Origin of the sequence: Natronorubrum sp. A-ect3 (assembly GCF_041821125.1) — an archaeon.
Classification (GTDB): Archaea; Halobacteriota; Halobacteria; order Halobacteriales; family Natrialbaceae; genus Natronorubrum; species Natronorubrum bangense.
Genome location: NZ_JBGUBB010000003.1, coordinates 369654 through 390540, shown reverse-complemented (window position 1 = coordinate 390540; position 20887 = coordinate 369654). Strand labels below are relative to the sequence as shown.

The following is a 20887-nucleotide window of genomic DNA, read 5'->3' as shown; positions in this document are numbered from 1 at the left end:
GTGTGTTTATATATGCTGGAGAACATCATCTGAAATGTGTCACGAACCCGTTTACTCCATATCAGCGACACTCATCTCGGAAATCGACAGTACGGATCGGACATTCGTCGCGAAGACTTTGCGGATGCTTTCGAACGAGCGATCGATGTCGCCGTCGAACGCGACGCCGATGCCGTGATCCATACCGGCGACCTATTTGATGATCCTGTACCATCGCTCGAGACGATTGTACGTGCTGCTGACGTCATCAAATCGCTTGAGGAAAACGACATTCCATTCTATGGGATCGTTGGCAACCACGAACGAAAAAATGACGAGCAGTGGTTAGATCTCTTGCGGCGGACGAGCACCGCTAGTCGGCTGGGGAAGCAGCCAACGCTCGTCGGAAACGTTGCACTCTACGGGATAGACGCAGTTCGGCCGAGCATCTGGGATAGCGTCGACTTCGGACTCGAAGAGCCACCGGAGGAGGCGGCATGGACGATCCTCTGTATGCACGAACTCCTTTCCCCGATGGTCTCCGGTAAGGGCCGAGTGTACCCGACCTCGGAAGTGCTCGACCGTGTCGACATCGACGTTGATGGTCTAGCACTCGGCGACCTTCATCAGCCGGAGAGCACGAAAGTCAACGGGACAGACGTCTGGTACGCGAGCGCCACCGAACGCGGCGGAAAAGACCAAGAGGAAACTGGCGTCGTCCAGCTCATCGACGTCGATAATGGCGGCATCACCCGTCGACAGATCGAGATCGACACGCGCCCATTCGCTGTGCTGACCATCAACTTCGGGGAGCACGATGGCGCTCCGCACGCTCGCAACGTAATCGACCGCCATGACCTTGACGGGGCCGTTGCAAAGATCGAACTCACGGGCGATCGGAGCTCGGTAACCGCGATGGAGGTGACGCAGATGGCTCGTGACGCTGGCGCCGAGGTCGTGAGCGTCGACGATAATCGCGGCCGCGTTGACCTCGATGTCGAGTCGATCGAGGCGATGTCGCTGCAGGGACTCGATACCGCCATCGAAGAGAAACTCGCGGATGAGAATTTGACGGAGGTAGCCCTCGAAATCGACAGGCGTGTCCGGGAGGGTGACGCGGAAGATACGAACGTGAATCGAGTCGCTGACGAACTGGATGAACCGCTTCGCGAAGCACAGCAGCGGGCGTTCGGGGATGCCGATATCCCAGAGTCAGAGGAGAACGCGACGGCGGAGGTTCACGAATGAAGGTCACAAACCTACGGCTTCAAAACATCCGCAGTTACAGCGAGGAAAGAGTTGAATTTCCAGAAGGAACGTTACTGATCCATGGCGATAACGGGTCAGGAAAGACGACGCTCCTGATGTCGATTTTCGGCGGATTGTTCCTCTCGAAGATTCGAAACGTTGGATCGAACGATTTCAACCTCGACGATATCGTGCGACGTGGGGAGCGTGAGGGAGAGATTGAACTCACATTCGAGGTCGAGGGGACGCCATACACCGCAACATGGAATATCGATACCGAGGGGCAGAACTCAGCCACACTCGAGTCTCCCGCGCTTGAGGGTCCGGTCTCTGGTATTCGAGACGTCCGGTCAGAGGTCATCAACATTGTGGGCATGGACGAGGACAGTTTCTCGAGTTCCGTGTACGTGCAGCAAGGGGAGGTAGACCGGCTCTTCGATGACGATGCTCGGGCAGAACTCATCGATGACCTCCTCGGCCTCGACCGGATCGACCGGTACCGCGTCCGAATGAAGGGAGCGCGCCGTGCGGCAAATCGTCTTATAACCGAGAATGAGCAAGCAGCAGAGAACCATCTCCAGACGATCGACGAAGAGTTCGACTATGACGTCGGGGGATATGAGTCGGAAATTGTTGACGTCGAGGACGACATCAGCGACAAGGAGTCCAAACTGACGGAGGTCGAAGACTTCCTCGAGCAATTGGAGGACGCGAAAGACGACCTTGAGTCGACGATCGACAAATACGACGAACTGGTTGAGAAGTTAGAAGAGGCTGAATCGAAACGTGATGGCCTCCTCGACGATCGCGCCGACGAGCATCTCGCTATCGAGGAGGCAGAGGGAGCCATCGAGGAGGCCGAGTCGAAGATCACCTCCCTCGAGTGTGATATCGACGAAATGGCCGCAGCGATTGATGAACTTAACACTCCCGCTACGGCAGACTCGGTCGATGTCGATATATCTGGAAAGGATAGGGCGAAAAAGACACTCAACGCCGCGCAGGACGTCGTCGAGACAACAAAGGTCGCAAGGAGTGACGCTAAGAGTACTCTGGAGCAAGCCGAGGATGAACGTGACCGGCTGGTCGACGAGCGTGACGAGCTGGCGGACGAGAAGAAAGAAGTGAGCGAGACGCTGGACGATCTCGAAGGGAAAGTCGAAGACGTACAGTCCAAAGTGAGCGCCGCTGAGGACGAACTCGCTGACGCAAAGAAAGAGCGCGACGAGGCGACAGAAACGTTCCTTCCAGCGGACCTGTGTCCAAAATCTGTCGGCGATGCGACCAGAGACGTCGTAGAGTCGCAGGTGGACGACCTCACGACCGAGAAGAACGATCTTGAGCAGGAGAAGGCTAGGCAGGAGGCTTCATTGGATGCAGCAGAGCAGCGCGTTAGCGAGGCCAGTGATGACGTTGACGAGGCCGAAAGCAAGAGCGACGACCTCAAAGAACGGATCGATGAAGTGGAAACCAACCTCGAAAGTTCGCGCAACGAACTAGAGGAAGCTCAGACCGAACTTGAGGATGACGTCGACGTCCTCCAAAACGATCTCGAGGAGTTTGACCTGTCGGTTTCGGTCAACGAACTCCAGAGCCTGATTGACGACCAAATCCCGGATACGAAAGCCGAGATACAGGTAGCTATCGAGGAAGCCAACAACCGGGTTACCGAACTGGCAATGCGGGAGTCCACGCTCGAGAACGATCGGGAAGAGATGGCAGTCCTCGATGGCGTCGCAACGTGTCCAAAATGTGGTCAAGACGTCGAACCTGAACACGTCGAAAACGAACTTCGGAACATCGACACAGAACTGGACGAACTCGAGGAGCAACTTGAGGAAGCCAAGGCGGAACGCGACGACCTCATCGACCACCGCGACGAGTTGGAGGCCCTCCGAAAGCGGGCCCTCGATCTACGATCCTTTAGCGAGGGAACTGTCGACGCCGAAACCGAACGTGTCGATGACCTCTCAGATGAGCTGGAGGAACTTGAGGTCGAACTCGAAGAGGCGAAAGAGGATCTCAAGGAGGCCGAACAAGAGCACAAGGATGCTGAATCTGCTGTCGCCGAGTTCCAAACTGAAATCGACGAACTCGAATCAGAAATCACGGATCTCGAATCAGAAATCGAGGAAGGCGAGAAAGTGCTGGAAACGTTTGACCGCGTCGAGGAACTTCGGGACGATCTGGAGGATCATGAATCCGAACTCGAGGATTTGCAGCGCGAGCAAAACGACATTGAGGAGGAGATTACGGAGGCTGAAACGGAAATCGAGGGACTCAAAGAGCAGATCGAGACACAGCGTGAAACCGTCGACGAGGCCGAATCCGAACTCGAGATTGCCAAGGACGCGGTAGCGACAGCAGAAGAGCAGCGGGAACTGGTTTCGAAGGCGGTTGACGCGTATGACGAGATTGACGACCTCGAGACGGATATCGAAAGCCACAGGCAAGATATTGACCACGCACAGGACACTATAGAGAACCTCAACGGACAGATCGACGATCTCGAGGATGATATCGAGGAGTTTGAATCAGAGAGCGGTGAGATGGATATCGAGGCGTCGCGCGAAAAACTGGACGACGTCGAGGAACGGATCGCCGAGCGTGAAGAGACCGTCGCTGAACTTGAAGAGGAGGTTCAGTCGCTTAGAGAAGACCGGCGCGTTCTTGAGAACGAACTCCGGAGTCTCGAGCGGTTCCACGATCGGCTCGAACTCGCGGAAGAGAAGCGTGAGTGGGCACAAGGCCGACACGACGAGTTCGATCGGATGATTGGCGTCTATCAGAGCACCAAGTCTGATCTCCGAGAACAGTACCTTGCGTACGTAAACGAGTACACAAACGACATTTTCAACGACATCTACAAAAATAGTAGCTACCAGCAAGTCCGCATCCTCGAGGAGGGGCCGGATGGCACACCGTACGCGATCCAGCTCTTGCGCGACGACGGGACGCTCGAACACCCGAGCAACGCCAGTGGCGGTGAGCGGGCAATTGTCAATCTCGCGCTCCGCGCCGGGGTCTACAAGCTCATCGCGGAGATGCGCGAGGGGAACGCCGGGCGTCTCCCGCCGTTCATCCTCGACGAGCCAACAACCTTCCTCGACATGGGACACGTCGGGCGTCTCGAAGACATGCTCGACAGTATTTCCGAGTGGGACGTCCCGCAGGTGCTCGTTGTCTCACACGACGAACGCCTCATTCAGGGGGCAGAACACGAGATGGCTGTCTCAATCGACGAGGAGACGAACGCCAGTCGGGTTGACCTCCGGCGCGGCGGCCGCACTACGGGTGACGACTAGATGGACGAGCGCGCGTTCGACGTTGTCCGCCAACTCGCCGAGCGCGTCGACGCCGGCATTCCACGAAAAGTGGACGATCAGGCGACGTACGCTCGCAGCCTGTTTGATCTCCTCACTTACGACGGGGGAACGGTCGACCCACTCGGCGACCCGGAGTACTTCAAAACCCGGAAAGCCGAGCTCGGAACGTGGACGGACGACCCGTGGGACGGTCCCACGTACGGTGTCGATGCCAGCACGACCCGTCCTCTCGAGTACAATAACGGGCTCGTCGTCGACACGGCCCACGCGAAACTCGGTGTGAGCGGTGCCGACGCTGACCGGATACCCGAACAGCGCGGGACCCTTGTGACGGGGGTCTACCTCGAAGACGACGACGTCAAACTCCAGCAGGAACGTGTTGAACGCGGTGATGTCGAGGGAGAAATCATTCGTATTCCGGAGATGCGCCAGCGGACAAACGTTACCTCGATTCTCACGTCGACGGTACAGCGGCTCGCAGAGGGTCGTCACGCGCGTCGTTGTCTGGAAGATGTGGACGGTCCGTTGTTCCTCGACGGTTCCGTGTACCCGCTTAGCGTCATCTACTGGACGCTCCTCGAGCGTTCGGGGCAAGGCGCACCTGTTGGAAACTGGGACCTGCCCAAGGAAGTGATCCAGAACTACGTCGCAGTCGTCGACGCCTGCTACGAGCAAGACATCCCCGTGCTCGGCGTTGTCAAGACGTCCTCGATGGGTGAACTGACGGAGTCGCTTCGCGAGAAAATCGCTCAGAACAATCTGCGCGGTCCACGCGGAACACTTCGAGACATCCCATGGCTCCGCGACCACCAGTTCGTCGGCGAGGTACTTCGCGACTCGAGTCTGGACCACCTCACATACACCTCGTGGTTCGTCCAACAGCGCGTAGAGCTACGTGGTGACTCGTTCTCCCTACTCGAGGCGGTCGAGAACGAACTTGAACACGGCCGGCCGGCAGACTATCGACGCGCATTCGCGTATGTGCGGACACCGAAGACGGGCAACGTCTTCCGTATCGAGGCGCCCGCGCTATTTCTCACTGACAATGAGCGCCGTGAACAGGTACTACTGAAGGCACTCAAAGAAATCGCGCGTCAAGGTGACGTTCCGGGCGCCGTCGCGCGCGCCGACCGTATCGCCCGCATCAGTCCCGACAACCGCGAAACGATCCGCGACGCGCTTCAGACGGTTGAACCTGCGTTCGACTACAATCGCGACGGTCGCTGGAGCCACCTCGAAGATTCCCGAACCTATGAGTGACAATATCGACAACATCCTCGACAGCGATCCAGTTACAGACGAAAAGAATGACCAGAACCCTGACCAAAACGAGGTATCAACTAACGACAAGGCCAACGATACACAGGTGCCAGAGCGATCCGTCCCCAATGGCGCATCCGCTCCTGCTGACGACGAGCTTGGTCATGTCGTCGCGAGCGAAGAGATCCACGTCAGCCGACGTGACTACCAGATCAATGCCTTCATCAGGACTGCAGCTCGCGATGATATCCGGCTCGGCGACTACGTGCAGATACCGTATCCCGACGCCGGAACGGAGTTGTTCGCGGCAACAGACGCGCTCCGCTACGAACCGTATACAGATCTCGACGACAAGTCCGACGCACACAATCAAATAAGCGCGTACGTCGATCTTGACGAATCCGAGTACGTCCAAGTTGCAGAGTTGGAGCCGCTTGCGATCCTGAAGAACGTGGGAACAGACGATATCGAAAGCGGAATCGTCAACCGAATCCCGAAGCCGAACTCCCCAGCTCGCCTCGCTCGTGACGAGGACTGCCTGCGGACGGGGCTCAATATCCCGGGTGACGGTATTTTCGCTGGATGGCTCTCTGTCGGTGGTGAGGCAATGACCGTTGGCGACGACGACTTCCCCTACTACCTTCACAACCCGGGTATCGACCCCGGAACGGGGGAAGTAGAGGACGGCGAACCCGCCGTTTTCCGTCACGCTCTCGTCGCCGGCTCGACGGGGAAAGGGAAGACGCACTTCACGAAGAACGTACTTCGCCAATTCGTTTCTGAGAAGCGATATCCAATTCGTCACCACGACACCGGAGAAGAGCAACAGCGCCGACTCAACCTGGTCATTTTCGACCCAGAGAACGAGTATTGGGAGATGCGCGAGGACAATGAGGCCGTCGTGAACGACGAAGCGATCCAACGCAAACTCCGAAAGCATGGAATCAAACACGGTGGTGTTGATGATCTCGAAGTGTTCGTCCCGCAAGTTCGGGGGACGAACGCGCCATCGACAATGGAGAGTCGCGAATTGACGATCCCCTTTGAGGTCGTGCGCGGGCGGCCGGAGATGCTGATGCCGTACAAGCCGACCGAGGTCACTCGAGGAGCGATCGAGGACTGTCTTAGCGCGTACTTTTCCTGCTTTGAGCAGGGAGGGTATCCTTCACGCGACATTGCCCGGCCGACGTACGTGGATTTCCTCGCGTTCCTTGACGAAAACGATAATGAAGAAAGCCGACTTCGCGCCGAGAACGATATCGGCGGTGGGACGTGGAGCGCGATCAACCGCCGTGTCGACCGCGACACGTTCCGCGCAGTGTTTGATCAAGGGACCGACTTCTTGCCCGAGATCTCTGACGAGGTGTTCCGAGAGGGGCAGGTCACCATCATCCCAACGAGCCACCTCAACAGCGGGAAAGACAGCCTGACCGTTCTGTCGCTCCTCTCGTACATTATTGAGAACAAGATAGACGACTATCAGGTCGACGGAGCGGTCCGAAACACGCCGATGCTCGTCGCTGTCGACGAGGCGCATAACTACTTTGCGAGTGCCGACAGCCTCCGCGAGAAGTACATCCTCCGTCGTGCACGAGTTGCGGTCAAGCAGGGCCGGAAGTACAAGCTTGGGCTCTGTCTCATCACGCAGAACCCAGATGACATTGATGACGACGTCATCAAGCAAATTAACACCAATATCTTCCTCGGACTCAAGGCAGAGGTCGTTGACGACGTTCCCTCTATTCCAAACGAGTTCAAGAAGGACCTCCCGAACTTCGGCAAGGGGCAGGCGGTTGTAAAGGCGCCCGACGTCGAAGCTGTCGAGGTTGTCGGTCTCCCATACTGTTTGACTCAGCACGGGAACTGACTCTTTGTCTCCTTTTTGCTCGATAACTCGAGGAAGAGGTGTATTAGGTGGATTTGAACTGCTCGCCGGACACTAGCATCGGCAGCACGGCATCGAATGACGGACCTGCAGTCACCGTGTCGCGATCGCGTTTGATAACGCCGAGTTCGGCGAGTGGATCGAGATGGTAGTCTTGCAGTTTGTGAACCATCTCTGTCACGGACTGACGGTCAACGCCCTCAGAAGCGACCTTGCCAGCCTCGACGACTGCAGTAACTACACAGGAGCATTGGACATCATCTCTGTAGCTTTGGCCAGTATATTAATACGTTATCCCTGCACAGACTATATTATGGATGAAATTTCAGATATTTCTAAAGTTTACAATGAGTACAGTTTAGATATTGGAGAAGATTTATTTGAAGATATTGTAGGTGAAAAACTGGGTTTGGCTGCTGGGATGGGGTATAACGAAGATACTGCAAGAATGGCTGCCAATGAAATTCAGTTATATAACAAATCTGGTTTTGATATCCCATTTGATGCCTTTATTAATGAAGTGAAAGACAAATCAGTTTCAGATATGCTAAAGAAGGATTCAGAAGGAAAATATGATGAAGAAGATGTTTTATCCAATAGACCGATAGTGGCTGAGAATTATAAGTCAATGGAAATGATGATAGCCAATGATCAAGCAACACCAATTAAGTCTGCTCGTAAAAGGAACGACCTCTTGGTGGTCTGCGGAGAGGTTGTTGAGTACAAATCATCGAGTTCTCCATCCGATGAGTGGGATAATTGGGTCAGTGCTGAGATAGAGGATGAAAGCGGTTCTATTGATTTGATGTTGCATGATTGGACCGGGGAGAAGTTCTTAGAAGACGTGGATATCGGAACAACAGTTAGAGTTTGTGGTAAAACTCATATTAGTGAGCAGGTAGGGAATATGAGAGTGAATTACTTTAAAATAGATGAGGAAACAAATATTGATACTGAACTTTCGAAGCGAATTTTAATTGAATACCTAGAAACTGATTACACAGCCGTTCCGGTTGCTGGAGAGATCATTTCTATTGGTGAAGAACAATCAATTTCAACAGATATTAGAAACGATGTAATGACATCTAATATTCTTATTGGCGATGAATCAGGCTTCATTGAGGTTGTCTTTTGGGATAATAAATCGGATGTGATAAATAGATTAGAGGTCGGGAATGAGATTAGACTAACCGATGCTTCTGTCAAATCGACAGAGGATGGCATGAGGCTGGATGTTAGCCCTGGGTGTCAAGTTACGACGATATATGATGAAGTGGAGTTTAGGACTGATATCGAATCAGTTGATCAATCACTTGCAAAAGAGAATATGACTTTCTATGATATAAATGGATAGTCACTTTATCCCATAATAATTTGAAAGAACGATTGTGGAGTTTTCGAGTTCTTGTTTATTCAACTCAGCCATTAGATCGGCCTGACCTCGGTCAGTAATCCTGTAATAAACACGACTGTCGCTACCTTCTCTGGAAGTTCATGATCAACCTATTGTGGCAGGCGCTCTTTTCGTTAAAAAAGACTGGAGAGAAATGAACTAGAAACGAGCCAACAGACGTGTCTACTCAGAACTGTTCGAACCGGAATCGCGAGCCCGACGCTTGCCTTTCGAGACTCGTTGACCGCCAAAGATCGGTGATCCACTATCGCCCGAGTCACTCGAGCCCTTGTCACCGCTGCCATCATCGCTCATAATATGATGGATACGACGAATCAATGAATAGATCGGGGCCGCTTCTAGGAGGATCATCCGCGTAGCCACAAATCTAATGCCTGAATTTGTTCACGGAGTTCGTGTACATCATCGCCGTCTTCGTCATTCATCATTGCTGTCGGTTTTCAATCCAAATTTGCTCGGAGCGTCGCCTGTCGAGACTGCTGGCAAGAGTCGCCGGCCAATCAAAACGAGCTGACCCTCGAGCAGTGGTTCTTCGCTTAGGACTTGGTCGTCACTCATAAGTCAGCCTCGTTACAGACGAACCCTTGTGGGGTTGAAGCATTGTTTGTGGTCGCCAACGTTGTAAGTTGATGGATACGTGGGTCCAAGTGATGGATCTAGTAAACGCAAAACTTGACCATCCCGTCTCTATGCTCCGGATCAATAGCATCGTCTTGCAAGCTGGGAATCATCTCAGACAATGGCGATTGTCGTGCCGAAAGTAGAAGCACTCTCGAGGCGTACTTCGAAGACGAAGTGGGACTTGCCACGATGGACAGCAAACGACTAGCACGAGAACTGACTGTTGCCCTCGAGTAGTGCATGATCCAGAAGGGAGACAGCACACCAGTCATACAATATGAGCCTCACAGACTTTATTAAGCAAGAGGACGTCCGGGATCGCCTAACTGCAGAGTTTCCAAATAAAGGAACTCGAGCGAGTGAGCCAGTGAAGGCCAGCTGGCAGACGAAGAATTACATGCTCGTCGGCACGGCGTTTGATTACCTCCTTCGGTGGTGGATGCGCCGAAAGGTCAATGAATTCCAAGCCCGTCCGTGGGTTGCTGAGACGTCGCTAAAACTAGCCGATGAAATCTGTCCAGAGCTGAAACCGGATATTGAAGAGACCATAGACGACGCGAAAGGGAATCGTGACGAGTACGTCGACACAGGGACTGTGACACGACCGTTGGTCGAATCCGCTATCGATCTCGCTCGTATCGACGGGATCTATAGGGGCGGAGCACCTCCAACTGATCTTGGGAAATACGACGATGGAGATATCGTTGACTGCATTCGCCTTCTCGAAATTCTCGAGACCACAGAGTCTCTCGATGGTCAGAATGCTCACCTGAATTCCGCCTTCGGACTTGGCTCTTCTCTCGTCAGTGGAGCCGATGCTGATGTAATTCTTGATGGCATGCTCGTCGACGTAAAGGTGACAGGGAGAGCAACGTTCAAGGCCGACTATTGGCGGCAACTCGTTGGCTACCTTGTCTTAGCGGACATACACAACGTATTCCTCGAAAGTGGAACATACGATCAGCTGGGAATACGTGATGAGCCCGATTTCCAGCCACTTCCTCAAATCGAGACTTTCGGTGTATACTTTGCCCGCCATGGTGATCTCTCGACGATACCTGCTAGTGTAGTGTACGAGGCAGAGGATTACACAGAATTCAGATCTTGGTTCGTTGAGTCTGCGTTGGACTACAATTCGCAATTTGGCACGGAGTTCAGGAACGTATTCAGGACTATTTTCAGCCCGACTCAACACGGAACATCCAGTTGAACGACTACGAGAGGACGAATCAGAGCAGAACGACTGGCTCTGAGACCCACCTACAGCGGTTCGGTTGTGATGCGTGCCCGAGAAATGGTTGGGGCCTCTGGCTGAACGGGAGAAACTCGCACAGCTCGCAACGAACTCTTTAGTCTCAAACACTTCTTAACCCTGAGATTGGCTGACGGTTTGTGGTTGGATTCCCCATGATTCGACCGTCCGGTGACAACCGAGACAGAGCGTAACCAGATTGTCGACCGAATTCATGGATTCCCAATTTGGTCTTTCACTCTCCTCGTAGAAACTTCTCACCGGCGTCCTGTGATGTACACTGAGACCTCGGTTGAGGTCGTTGAGGGATTCTTCCCGTGTCAGGCTGCAGCGTTGGCACTGAAATCCGTCGATTTGCAGTCTCTTTCGACGTTGGCGCTGCCAGTTCGGTCCGTAGTATACATCCCCGCCACCTTTCCATCGAGGATGGTTTTCACCGGTTCGTTCGAACGAGCACCATTCACTGTAGCACTCAGAGTCGCAGAAGTGGTGCTCACGATCGGTGACGATGGAGGGTCGCCGAATCTTTATCTTCCCGCACACATCGCATTCAACTTCTACCCGATGGTAAAGCGGATGGTCCTCTCCACAGAAATGTTCGCTTCGCCAGTCATTCAAACAATCCGGTGAGCAGAACACTCGGTCTTGGTTTTGAATACTACTGGCGAGCCGCTCCTCTTCTGATTCACAATACTGACAGGATGCTTCGACGGTTTCTGGATCTGTGGGCCTGTTAGGCTCATACCCTAATTCGCGCAATGCGGCGTTCCAACTGTCAAATTCGTTCCGGTATGCCCCCTCTGAGTATTTGCCGTACTCTTCCATTTGGTCTCTGGTCGGCGTTCCACCAACGTTGTCGGCCAGTTCGTGCAACGCATCAACCAACTCCGATCGCAGAATTTTGTTCTGACCACCCCGCATGTCAATTTCAGGAAGCCCCGCCTTTTCTCTCCCGGCAGTATACTTCCCGAATTCTCTCCTAACAGCGGATGATGAATAGTCTCCGTGTTCGTCGTAGTCATTCTCAGAGGGCGTTTTTCCTAATTTGTGGTGAACGCGCCGTATGTCCTGGAGCAGTTCGTCTTCAGAGACTGGTGCTGGCATATTCAGGATAGTAGACCTGTGTGACATTAAAAATAACATTTATGAACATTATCCTGGTGCTTTATCCGAGAGGTCGGTGGGAATTAGTGCAACTACTCCCGAACCCGCTCGAGTCGCCACGCTAAACAGCGAATAGCCGTTCGTTGCCGATACCTTCAAGTCTAATGTGAAAGAATACTAACTCGTGGTCAATATCAAATTTGATTTTGACGACGATATGATTGCGATCGACGACCACGACCGCAAACGCCGACTCGTCGCCGCCCAAGACGGCGGTGTCTGGCGTGTACTCGAGGGGCCGATCGGCGGCCCGAACACGCTCTCACAGCGGACGACTGTCGAGACAGCGAATCAGGTCCTCGTCGATACGTTGCAGTGGCTTGCTGAGTCTGACGAATAGCGAGTACTACGGCCTACTTCTCACTGAACTCGCTCGAGTGCGACGTTTTCGGAAACGAACAGTCGCTATTCGGTTACGAATCGAACTCTAACCCGGCCCGAACCCCCCTCTGATACCCTATCTCCTAGATTTCTAACTCGTCGTCGGTCAGCCCCTTGAGAATACTCGACCCATTCTCATCATTGATGCACTCGACGCCGCTGTACTCTGTTGAGTCGAGATTGCCACGGTCGCGGCGGTCGAGATAGGTAGGAGTTCTGCCTGACCACAATCTTGTCATCGTCCCGATCGGGGCTCTGGTCGGCAACGGCGGTGTTGAGCATCACCCAGCTGTTGTAGATCAGCGTGGACATCACCCAGAGATAGCGGCGGAAGCCGAGGTCTCGAGACCGCTTCTTGATCTGGAACCGCTCTTTTTGATCTCGGAAGGCGGTCTCGACGCCCCAGCGATCCCGATAGTGTCGACCGTTCCCCCACGCGGTTCCTTCGGGATAATGACCAACAGGGTTCCCGTTCGAGTCGATCCCGATGCCTGGGATTTCCCTGTTTGTAATCATGCAGAAGTAATCAATCTCCTTATCGTCTTCCTGTGACTCGTCGATAGCCTGCCGATCGTCAGCTGCTGCTCGCCGGTCTGGACTTCTTCCTCGTCACCAGTGAAGTCCGAGAGCGTTGTCTCTTCGGTCTCCTCGTCTTCCCCATCTTCATTATCATCGGACGAGCCCTGAATCCTCTTGAAGTTCTTTTTCATGGCGACCAGCGTTGTGCCGATCTCGTCGAAGCGACCTTTGCTGATCATCGTCTAGTCAGCTTTGCCCTCGACCTCTTCCTCGATGGTGACTTTGACCGAGTCCGTAGCGTCTTTCCGAAAGATGAAGTCACAGCCGCGATGGGTGATTTACCGAGCAATATCGACGGTCACAGACTCAGCGTCGGTCATAATCGTGTCGATGTTCACGAGGTCCTGTGATCGCTCGATTGGGTACTGGACGTACTGGAACTGGTTGTTCGTCGGTAGATAGTTGACGACACGATTACGAACGCTCGTCTGTTGATTTTGATGCTCGTTTGGAGTTCCTTCCAAGCGTAGCTGGTACCAAGGTGGCTCTGCTTGTGGACACTAATCGGCGGTCGGCTGTCGGTCGAAGAGTGCCGCGAGTAGTTGTGAGACGTATAGTCGATCCGAAAATTAAACGATTCATCTTCGTCAATTACATCTTCTCTTTTGAGTCACTAAATCTGGCGCTCGACGCCTTCTTCGGTCTGCCGGTGCCAGACAGACGTTTTGCCCCGTGGCTATGAGAATTGATTGTCCAGTCCCGTTCGAGAAATTCAGGGGCGACAAACCGGTTGGTCGGTCGCAAAGATAGTAAGACACTACGACTCAGTATGCGATTCACCAGAGAACTATCAAATCAGATTCTATTAGAATATGGAAACGCCGATTTAAATATATCCCCACCGTTCTGGTAATGCAAGCGTCATCTCTGGGATAAACATAATAAGCAATAGGACCGCCGCGTTAGTAACAAAGAATGGTAAGATCTTCTTAGAGATATCCCACACAGGGACCTCACCAACACTCGATGCGGCAAAGAGACAGATTCCAACTGGTGGCGTTATAAGGCCAAAATTTAACGTTAGTATGAATATGATACCAAATTGTAAATCTGGGATTCCTACATCTGCAGCTAAATCTGCGAGAATTGGTCCAAGGAGAATAGTAGCAGCACCAATCTCTAACCATGTTCCAACAAATAGCAGAATGACAGCGATGAGCAGCAGGAACAAGATTGGACCGAGTCCGAGATCTGCAACATATGCTGCTAAGTCTCGAGTCACGCCTTCACGACCAAGAATCCAAATCATCAACCCTGAAAATCCAATTATTGCGTATAACTGCGTGGTTCTCTCGACAGTTACATAGAAGGCAGATTTTATTTTACTGAGATTTAACGACCGATATACAACAGTACCAAGTATGAACGCATAAGCTGATGCGATGGCTGCTGCCTCTGTCGGCGTCATATAACCTTGTGTAATTCCGATGAGAATGACGGCCGGCACGGATAGCGCAACGATAGTGTGGAAGAGAAGGCTCGGAAGTTCACTAGTATCCACATCGGGTTCATGCTTGGGAAGGTCGCTGGTTTTTGCTATGATAGCGACAGTAGTCATTAATCCAAGCCCAAGGAGTACCCCTGGTATGAGAGCGGCTGTGAACAAGGCACCAATTGATACGCCTGTTACTGCCCCATAGACGACAATGATGATACTAGGTGGAATAATAGGCCCAACAAGCGAAGAGGCTGCTGTCACAGCAGCACTGAAATCCCTGTCATAACCGTTATCAGCCATTGAAGGGATAAAAATTCGTCCCAGAGCAGCAACATCAGCAACTGCAGCGCCTGATAATCCAGAGAATAACAGGCTAGCACCAACATTGGACTGTGCGAGCCCTCCTCGAAAACGTCCAACAGTGAAATTTGCAGCGTCAACTAGACGACTCGTAACACCGCTCTTGTTCATTAACTCTCCCGCCAATAAGAAAAACGGTATAGCTAGTAGGACAAAGCGGTCCAGACCGCTGAATATCCTAGTCACACCAATAGTACCAGATTGACCTGAAATTGCTAACCATACAATTGAGATCAATCCTATTGCAAAAGCAATTTCCAGTCTAAGGAATATAAGAATAAGCAGCAAAGCAAATAATCCTATAACTATGAACCCATCAGTCATCGTTGTCCCTCGTTTTCCATTTCTACGTTCCCATATCTCATCTGATGATCACTTTCTAGTTGATTTGGATTTAGGTTTATTTGTATCAGCTTTGATAGTGAAAACACGACTATGGACAGGCCAGAAACTGGAATTGAAAGGTAAAACCAAATCATCTGGACTCCAATTGTTGATGAAACAGACGCTGTTCCGAGATTAAGAGCATATTCCAAACCGTATGTTATCAATTCAACACCAATGAAAACTATTAGCAGTAGCTGTATGGACCGGATGCGTCTTTTACTACTGTCTGATAGCCGTTTAAATATGAATTCAACCTGAAGATGCTGATCTCGCCAAACTAAGGGTCCAATGAGTAGCAACGCCACCCATATAGCAATATATGTAGATAAGGTGCTTCCCCAAACAGGCGTCCAGCCAATGAGATAGCGCGTAAACACCTGCAAAGTGATTAAAACCACCATTCCTGCTGTCAGCAGGAGACTGATTTTCCATATAAGTTCAGATATTGAATCTAGAATTTCAAACCATTTATTGAACAGATTTTCGTACTCCCTCAACTGCGCTTTTGATTTAATCGACATGATGGAAAAGGCGAATGTATTTAGACGTACTGGCTGGTTCCTAGTTCTTCTTCAGCTGTCTCAATAGCATCAAACAACTCATCAATTAAACCAGGATTGTCCATTTCGTCCTCCAGAAGGTCGATAACGGGCTCCTGAGTTGCTTCACGGAATTCATCTATTTCTTCTTCTGTCGGAGTATAGACCTCTACACCGTGCTCATTCTGAATATATTCGAAGCCGTATTCCCTGTGTGTCCTATTCACTCGCTGTGAGTCAAATGACGCTCTTGCCAAGCCTTCACTTACTAGCCGTTGGTAAGTTGGATGTAGACCACTATACCAATCTTCATTCGCAAGCAAAAAGTTCATAGAAAACACGTGTCCGTCCCTGATGTAGTAGTCCTGAACTTCTTCAAGAGATGCCGCCATCATGGTTGGTAGAGCGTTTTCTTGTCCATCAACTACACCCGTATCGAGTGCTTCGTACAGCTCTGCCCAGTCAACTACCTCGGGATTTGCACCCAATTGACGGGTTATCTCCATATGTGCTGCACTATCTTGATTCCTAATTGTTAGTCCCTCAAAATCGTCAGGGGATTGTAAAGGCTCATTAGCTGTAAAGTCTCGGAAGCCACCATTATCGTGGTGACCAAGGGCTAAAAGTCCGGTCTCATCTGCCAACATAGATTTCAATTGTTCACCAAATTCATTCTCCATTACATAATTGCCAACGTCAACACTGGGGAAGGCGTATGGAACTCCAAGGACATCAATATCTGGGAAGAAAGGAGCAAGGTGTCCTTCAGTTGGACCGGCCGCAATCTCGATCGCACCCTCCATACATTGTTCGACTGATTCTACGGCTCCCGCCAGCTCATTGTTGGGAGCAATATCAACAGTAAAACGTTGGTTGGTTGCATCTTCCATGAATCGTTTGAACGTGGTTGCTGCTCGGTGATTGTCTTCCCAAATGTCTGCAGGGGACATATGATGATAGAGTATCTCTTCCTCTGGCAGTTCATCTAATTCATCGTCACTAATACTCCCCTCATCATCGCTTTGGAGAAGTGAGGTACACCCAGCAATTGCTATTGTACTACCAACTGCAGTTATCCCACCCGCAGTCCTTAGCATCTCACGGCGACTTTGCTTACTGTTACCAGACATGACAAACTTGTCTTCTCAGAGGAAACTCATATAACTTTCCCTGAAGTACAAATATTTCACTATGTAGTGCGGCTTCAAAAGGAATGTAAACCGTATTGTTACTAAATACGTTCTATGTAAAGTTCTAAGGTTTACACGTTGGGGTGTGTAACACATATTTCCAAAAACGACCACAAGAAGCGGTCTCATGATGTATTCTCGTAATCAACGAAACAGCGGATCAGCCTCAGTACCTCACAAAGCATCCTCGGCTAACTGTTTCTGAAGCCTGAGTTCTGTGTCGAAGCGGTTGCATTGACGATTCTAACGAGCACATCGTAACCGAATCGACGGAAAGTTTAGCTGTCGGCGTCGGTCTGCCGCTGACGCGACAGCGTTGCGACTCCTCGCCGTCGTGTTCTCTGGCTGTGAAACGACGTGCGCATATGATCCCGACTGAGTATGGTCTGGGTGGCAACGCAAACAAGAACATTGCGTTGAACATCGGAAAACGAATGTTTTGGCAGGATCTCGAAACCGCTGTCCGAGGTGAGTACATGGCGGCATGGTCCGAACCGCAGGTCATCGTTCAGCACGACGATGAACCTATGATCCCCCGTTTCCGCGGGATCTACTCTCAATCGGGGAACCTGCGATTTTGGTCATTAAAGTAACATCAGAAACTCAAACACCCAGAATGAGATATACCTATGATCTACTGGGAGAATGTTAAATAATTCAAACCGGCCAGAAGGCGCTATGTGCGTCTTTTATTTCTGGAAGTTCCTCATCGATTACTGCTGAGCTTGGTTCTACCCAATCGAATGGGTCTTCAGTACCGTAATGTTCTAGGTCAATTTCAACATCGAACAACCCCTCAAACACACCAAGGGTTGCAAAAGATAAGTGAGAAGGTTGATAACCTCCTTCTTGAACGAGTGCTAAATTACCACTCGCAAATTCATCTGCGATTTCATCGGTTATTTTTCCTAGTTCCCTAAACCCGTCTCGTGTAACTAGATTCCGTGCATTCGGATCCATAATGCTGGCGTCTTGTCCAGCACTAATAATAATGGCATCAGGAAGATACTCTTTGATAATCGGACGGACGATTTCCTGGAAGATTTTAATGTAGGCAGAGTCTCCAATTCCGGGTGAGAGTGGAATATTTATATTGTAACCTTCTCCCTCATCTTCACCGTTCTCTTCGAGAGACCCCTCCTGTGGGTGGTTCTCTGAATCCCAAGACCCGTGATCATGATGTATACTGATGAATAGGACATCATCACGGTCATAGAAGATCTCCTGTGTCCCATTACCGTGGTGAACATCCCAGTCGATAATTACAACCTTCTCCGCGCCGTCCAAAATTGCTTTTTCAGCTGCTAACGCAACATTGTTAAAGAAACAAAATCCGTCTGCACAATCTGATTGTGCATGATGGCCGCTTGGCCGGCATAACGCATATTGATAGTTGCTATCAGAACTAATAACATTAGCCCCAGCAGAGATAGCTGCTCCTGCGGCCATAGACGCAGAATCAAACGTGTGCTCGTTCATACCAGTAGTTGTGGTACCAATACGGCCACCACCGTTCCTCGAGAATTCTTTCACCCATTCAATATACTCTGACTCATGCACTAACTCAAGATCCGATTTTTCAGCCGGATCGGGAGAGGCGATAGTAGTTCTATCATCGAAAGAGTGCTGAATCATTGCAAGAATGTTTTGAACCCTCGACGGTTGGTCAGGATGCTCTTCGTTTATTTTTACGATAGGTGTAGATGGCAGTTTGAAAGCTCCTTGCGGGGCTCGATGATCAAGCATCTTTTCGTCCCAGTGAACTGTCAATTTTGACTGCATTGTTACGCCTAAACATCACAGTATCAGTCATTAAAACTTTTCGTTGGTAGATAATATGCGTCTATGGTGTCGAGTCCTCAAATATGAGACACCATACTATCGCTCTAACAATTTTGAATTTTACCGTTCCAATTTAAAGAATATCTTGTTCGAGATTCGCTCAATTTATATAATTCTGGATCGGTCCACAAATTACATCCGTACCACCCCTGTCTGTTTATATGTAATCACCAGTGGAGCCATTAATCTGAATACATTCTTCTCAACCAGCGTACCAAACCAGCATGCCTTTTTGGAAACATCTAATTTGGACCTCTTCAACAAGATTGACTGCCGAATCACCCTCTTCTCTAAATCCGACACCAATAAACAGACCTTTGCCTCGAACATCAACTATTTGATCAATATCTTCAACGAGTTTTCAAAACGAGTCCAGACTAATTGACCTACAGTTACAGCATGTGACAGCAGATTATGTTCTTAGTCGGATCTAGTAATCGCTAGACGTGGCGACTTATCCTTAGAGATCATGTTGCTCGAGGCGTCACGCTGAAACGGTCGTGACTGTAATCTTGAAGAATCCGTCGGTGACGAACCAATTGGTCGATCTCAAGAAGATAGCGAGATATTGCAACTCGACGCAGTCTATCGATTCACCAGATCCGAAAGTTCATAGACTAGGCGACCGCTTGAGAAACAGTCCGCAGCGACCTCGGTTTGGTGCAGAATCGTAATAGAGGTTCTAATAACAAAAACAACCTAAATTTATGTAGCCAAAATAAGGTTAAAAACACCGTAAGATTTAGTTATATGATCGAAGATATGGAAGCATGGTCTCAATTGACAAAGATAGACTCAAGAATACTTTTGAAACATACTCAGAGATCGGCCGTACTGACAAAAATGGGCTTCACAGACTTAGCTTATCGAAAACCGACAAAAAAGTTCGGGACCAATTTGTTCAAGATCTTGAAGAGCTTGGCTTGGAAGTCCGCATTGACGAAGTTGGAAATATTTTTGGACGCCAAGAAGGGGCCGATCCGGATGCAGCGCCAGTACTGATCGGTTCCCATCTTGATTCTCAGCCCTATGGTGGTAGATTCGACGGCCAACTTGGTGTTTTAACTGCATTAGAAACGCTCCGTTCATTCGCAGACGAGGGAATCGACCACCGGCGGCCGATCGAGATCGTGAATTGGACAAACGAAGAGGGTTCTCGGTTCAAGCCTGCGCTAATGGGTAGCGGTACGTTCGCCGATGAGTTTGATGTTGACGAGACACTCTCTCAGACGGATTCTGAAGGAACGACTGTCGAAGAGGCACTCGAAGAAATCGGATACCGTGGGGATTCGCCTTGCAAACCGCGTGAGCCGATCCACGCGTATTTTGAACTCCATATCGAACAGGGGCCTGTCCTTGAAGAACGTGATCGGGCAGTTGGTATTGTTGAGGGAATTTACGGAATGTCTTGGCTCGAGGTTACAATTACTGGTGATGCAGACCACGCCGGCCCATCGCCAATGCATTCCCGACGTGATGCGTTAGTCGCAGCAACAGACGTCGTACAGGCGGTTCGGCGACTCTCGAACCGTGTTTCCGATGATGTTGTCACGACTGTGGGAGAATTTGAAGTGGAACCCAATTCGATCAATGTGATTCCATCTGAGGTCACGTTTACTGTTGATGTTCGAAGCTACGACGACAAGGTTGTTGCAGACCTCGTAGAACGGGTCGAAACAGAAGTAGAAGCAGCGTGCAGTCGTGAAGGGACAACATATGAAATTGAGGAAATTTGGCGGATTCCTCACACTGAATACGCAGAAAAAGTGCGAACAACTGCAATTGAGGGAGCAGAAGCAGCAGATATTTCTTATCAGAGCATAGTCGGCGGTGCGGGGCACGACGCCAATTATCTCTCAGAGATTACTAATTCAGGTATGCTATTTGCGCCTAGTGTCGACGGCAAAACACACAATGAAGCCGAATATACCGAATGGTCGGATATTGTTGATGCCGCATTCGCATACGCAGAGACAGTTGAGCGATTGGCTGAGTAGCATCGTCGGTTGGATTTTACGGTAA

At 50.8% G+C, this 20887-nt stretch carries 16 protein-coding genes; 8 read left to right on the top strand and 8 right to left on the bottom strand.

Going from position 1 to position 20887, the window contains the following annotated elements; all coding sequences use genetic code 11:
- Positions 1 to 36: 36 nt before the first annotated feature.
- The 4 genes from ACERJA_RS13840 to ACERJA_RS13825 are packed head-to-tail and all read left to right on the top strand — an operon-like array spanning position 37 to position 7680.
- Entirely contained in the window at positions 37 to 1227 is a 1191-nt protein-coding gene (locus ACERJA_RS13840) for a metallophosphoesterase (protein WP_373608847.1), read from the top strand.
- The gene (locus ACERJA_RS13835; protein ID WP_373608846.1) at positions 1224 to 4532 is read left to right on the top strand and encodes an AAA family ATPase; all 3309 of its coding nucleotides are present in this window, start codon (positions 1224 to 1226) and stop codon (positions 4530 to 4532) included. Before ACERJA_RS13840 ends, ACERJA_RS13835 begins: the two co-directional genes overlap by 4 nt.
- Positions 4533 to 5813 carry a DNA double-strand break repair nuclease NurA gene (locus tag ACERJA_RS13830; RefSeq protein ID WP_373608845.1) on the top strand — a complete coding sequence of 427 codons (1281 nt, stop codon included), beginning with the start codon at positions 4533 to 4535 and terminating at the stop codon, positions 5811 to 5813.
- The gene (locus tag ACERJA_RS13825) at positions 5806 to 7680 is read left to right on the top strand and encodes an ATP-binding protein (protein WP_373608844.1); all 1875 of its coding nucleotides are present in this window, start codon (positions 5806 to 5808) and stop codon (positions 7678 to 7680) included. The genes ACERJA_RS13830 and ACERJA_RS13825 overlap by 8 nt, the downstream gene beginning before the upstream one ends.
- Positions 7681 to 7723: 43 nt before the next feature.
- Here ACERJA_RS13825 and ACERJA_RS13820 read toward each other — a convergent pair whose 3' ends face one another.
- Entirely contained in the window at positions 7724 to 7870 is a 147-nt protein-coding gene (locus ACERJA_RS13820; protein WP_373608843.1) for a hypothetical protein, read from the bottom strand.
- A gap of 141 nt (positions 7871 to 8011) precedes the next feature.
- Here ACERJA_RS13820 and ACERJA_RS13815 point away from each other — a divergent pair, with 141 nt between their 5' ends.
- The gene (locus tag ACERJA_RS13815; protein ID WP_373608842.1) at positions 8012 to 9052 is read left to right on the top strand and encodes a hypothetical protein; all 1041 of its coding nucleotides are present in this window, start codon (positions 8012 to 8014) and stop codon (positions 9050 to 9052) included.
- 958 nt (positions 9053 to 10010) lie between these two features.
- On the top strand, positions 10011 to 10943 hold the full coding sequence (locus ACERJA_RS13810; RefSeq protein ID WP_373608841.1) for a hypothetical protein: 933 nt from the start codon (positions 10011 to 10013) through the stop codon (positions 10941 to 10943).
- 156 nt (positions 10944 to 11099) lie between these two features.
- Here ACERJA_RS13810 and ACERJA_RS13805 read toward each other — a convergent pair whose 3' ends face one another.
- Positions 11100 to 12089 (bottom strand): homing endonuclease associated repeat-containing protein, encoded by a 990-nt coding sequence (locus tag ACERJA_RS13805; RefSeq protein ID WP_373608840.1) that lies wholly within the window; start codon positions 12087 to 12089, stop codon positions 11100 to 11102.
- A 184-nt stretch (positions 12090 to 12273) separates the two neighbouring features.
- Here ACERJA_RS13805 and ACERJA_RS13800 point away from each other — a divergent pair, with 184 nt between their 5' ends.
- Positions 12274 to 12489, top strand: a complete 216-nt coding sequence (locus tag ACERJA_RS13800) for a hypothetical protein (protein WP_373608839.1) — start codon at positions 12274 to 12276, stop codon at positions 12487 to 12489.
- A 179-nt stretch (positions 12490 to 12668) separates the two neighbouring features.
- On the opposite strand, the gene ACERJA_RS13795 is transcribed toward ACERJA_RS13800, so the two are convergent.
- The 6 genes from ACERJA_RS13795 to ACERJA_RS13770 form a co-directional block, all read right to left on the bottom strand.
- Positions 12669 to 13046 (bottom strand): hypothetical protein, encoded by a 378-nt coding sequence (locus ACERJA_RS13795; RefSeq protein ID WP_373608838.1) that lies wholly within the window; start codon positions 13044 to 13046, stop codon positions 12669 to 12671.
- Positions 13043 to 13288, bottom strand: coding sequence for a hypothetical protein (locus ACERJA_RS13790; protein WP_373608837.1), 246 nt, complete (start codon positions 13286 to 13288; stop codon positions 13043 to 13045). Before ACERJA_RS13790 ends, ACERJA_RS13795 begins: the two co-directional genes overlap by 4 nt.
- A gap of 647 nt (positions 13289 to 13935) precedes the next feature.
- Complete coding sequence (locus tag ACERJA_RS13785; RefSeq protein WP_373608836.1) at positions 13936 to 15231, bottom strand: TRAP transporter large permease; 1296 nt, start codon at positions 15229 to 15231, stop codon at positions 13936 to 13938.
- Positions 15228 to 15815 (bottom strand): TRAP transporter small permease, encoded by a 588-nt coding sequence (locus tag ACERJA_RS13780; protein WP_373608835.1) that lies wholly within the window; start codon positions 15813 to 15815, stop codon positions 15228 to 15230. The genes ACERJA_RS13785 and ACERJA_RS13780 overlap by 4 nt, the downstream gene beginning before the upstream one ends.
- A gap of 20 nt (positions 15816 to 15835) precedes the next feature.
- Positions 15836 to 16963 carry a TRAP transporter substrate-binding protein DctP gene (dctP, locus tag ACERJA_RS13775; RefSeq protein ID WP_373608834.1) on the bottom strand — a complete coding sequence of 376 codons (1128 nt, stop codon included), beginning with the start codon at positions 16961 to 16963 and terminating at the stop codon, positions 15836 to 15838.
- Positions 16964 to 17680: 717 nt separating this feature from the next.
- Positions 17681 to 18805, bottom strand: a complete 1125-nt coding sequence (locus ACERJA_RS13770; RefSeq protein WP_373608833.1) for a class II histone deacetylase — start codon at positions 18803 to 18805, stop codon at positions 17681 to 17683.
- 830 nt (positions 18806 to 19635) lie between these two features.
- Between ACERJA_RS13770 and ACERJA_RS13765 the strand changes: the two genes are divergently transcribed.
- Positions 19636 to 20862, top strand: coding sequence for a Zn-dependent hydrolase (locus ACERJA_RS13765; RefSeq protein ID WP_373608832.1), 1227 nt, complete (start codon positions 19636 to 19638; stop codon positions 20860 to 20862).
- Positions 20863 to 20887: the final 25 nt, after the last annotated feature.

What these genes read in the sequence shown, in the direction of transcription:
- ACERJA_RS13835 (WP_373608846.1), top strand. Translation starts at nt 1,224, where the DNA reads ATGAAGGTCACAAACCTACGGCTTCAAAACATCCGCAGTTACAGCGAG.
- ACERJA_RS13830 (WP_373608845.1), top strand. Translation starts at nt 4,533, where the DNA reads ATGGACGAGCGCGCGTTCGACGTTGTCCGCCAACTCGCCGAGCGCGTC.
- ACERJA_RS13825 (WP_373608844.1), top strand. Translation starts at nt 5,806, where the DNA reads ATGAGTGACAATATCGACAACATCCTCGACAGCGATCCAGTTACAGAC.
- ACERJA_RS13820 (WP_373608843.1), bottom strand. Translation starts at nt 7,870, where the DNA reads ATGGTTCACAAACTGCAAGACTACCATCTCGATCCACTCGCCGAACTC.
- ACERJA_RS13815 (WP_373608842.1), top strand. Translation starts at nt 8,012, where the DNA reads ATGGATGAAATTTCAGATATTTCTAAAGTTTACAATGAGTACAGTTTA.
- ACERJA_RS13810 (WP_373608841.1), top strand. Translation starts at nt 10,011, where the DNA reads ATGAGCCTCACAGACTTTATTAAGCAAGAGGACGTCCGGGATCGCCTA.
- ACERJA_RS13805 (WP_373608840.1), bottom strand. Translation starts at nt 12,089, where the DNA reads ATGCCAGCACCAGTCTCTGAAGACGAACTGCTCCAGGACATACGGCGC.
- ACERJA_RS13795 (WP_373608838.1), bottom strand. Translation starts at nt 13,046, where the DNA reads ATGATTACAAACAGGGAAATCCCAGGCATCGGGATCGACTCGAACGGG.
- ACERJA_RS13790 (WP_373608837.1), bottom strand. Translation starts at nt 13,288, where the DNA reads ATGATCAGCAAAGGTCGCTTCGACGAGATCGGCACAACGCTGGTCGCC.
- ACERJA_RS13785 (WP_373608836.1), bottom strand. Translation starts at nt 15,231, where the DNA reads ATGACTGATGGGTTCATAGTTATAGGATTATTTGCTTTGCTGCTTATT.
- ACERJA_RS13780 (WP_373608835.1), bottom strand. Translation starts at nt 15,815, where the DNA reads ATGTCGATTAAATCAAAAGCGCAGTTGAGGGAGTACGAAAATCTGTTC.
- dctP (WP_373608834.1), bottom strand. Translation starts at nt 16,963, where the DNA reads ATGTCTGGTAACAGTAAGCAAAGTCGCCGTGAGATGCTAAGGACTGCG.
- ACERJA_RS13770 (WP_373608833.1), bottom strand. Translation starts at nt 18,805, where the DNA reads ATGCAGTCAAAATTGACAGTTCACTGGGACGAAAAGATGCTTGATCAT.
- ACERJA_RS13765 (WP_373608832.1), top strand. Translation starts at nt 19,636, where the DNA reads ATGGTCTCAATTGACAAAGATAGACTCAAGAATACTTTTGAAACATAC.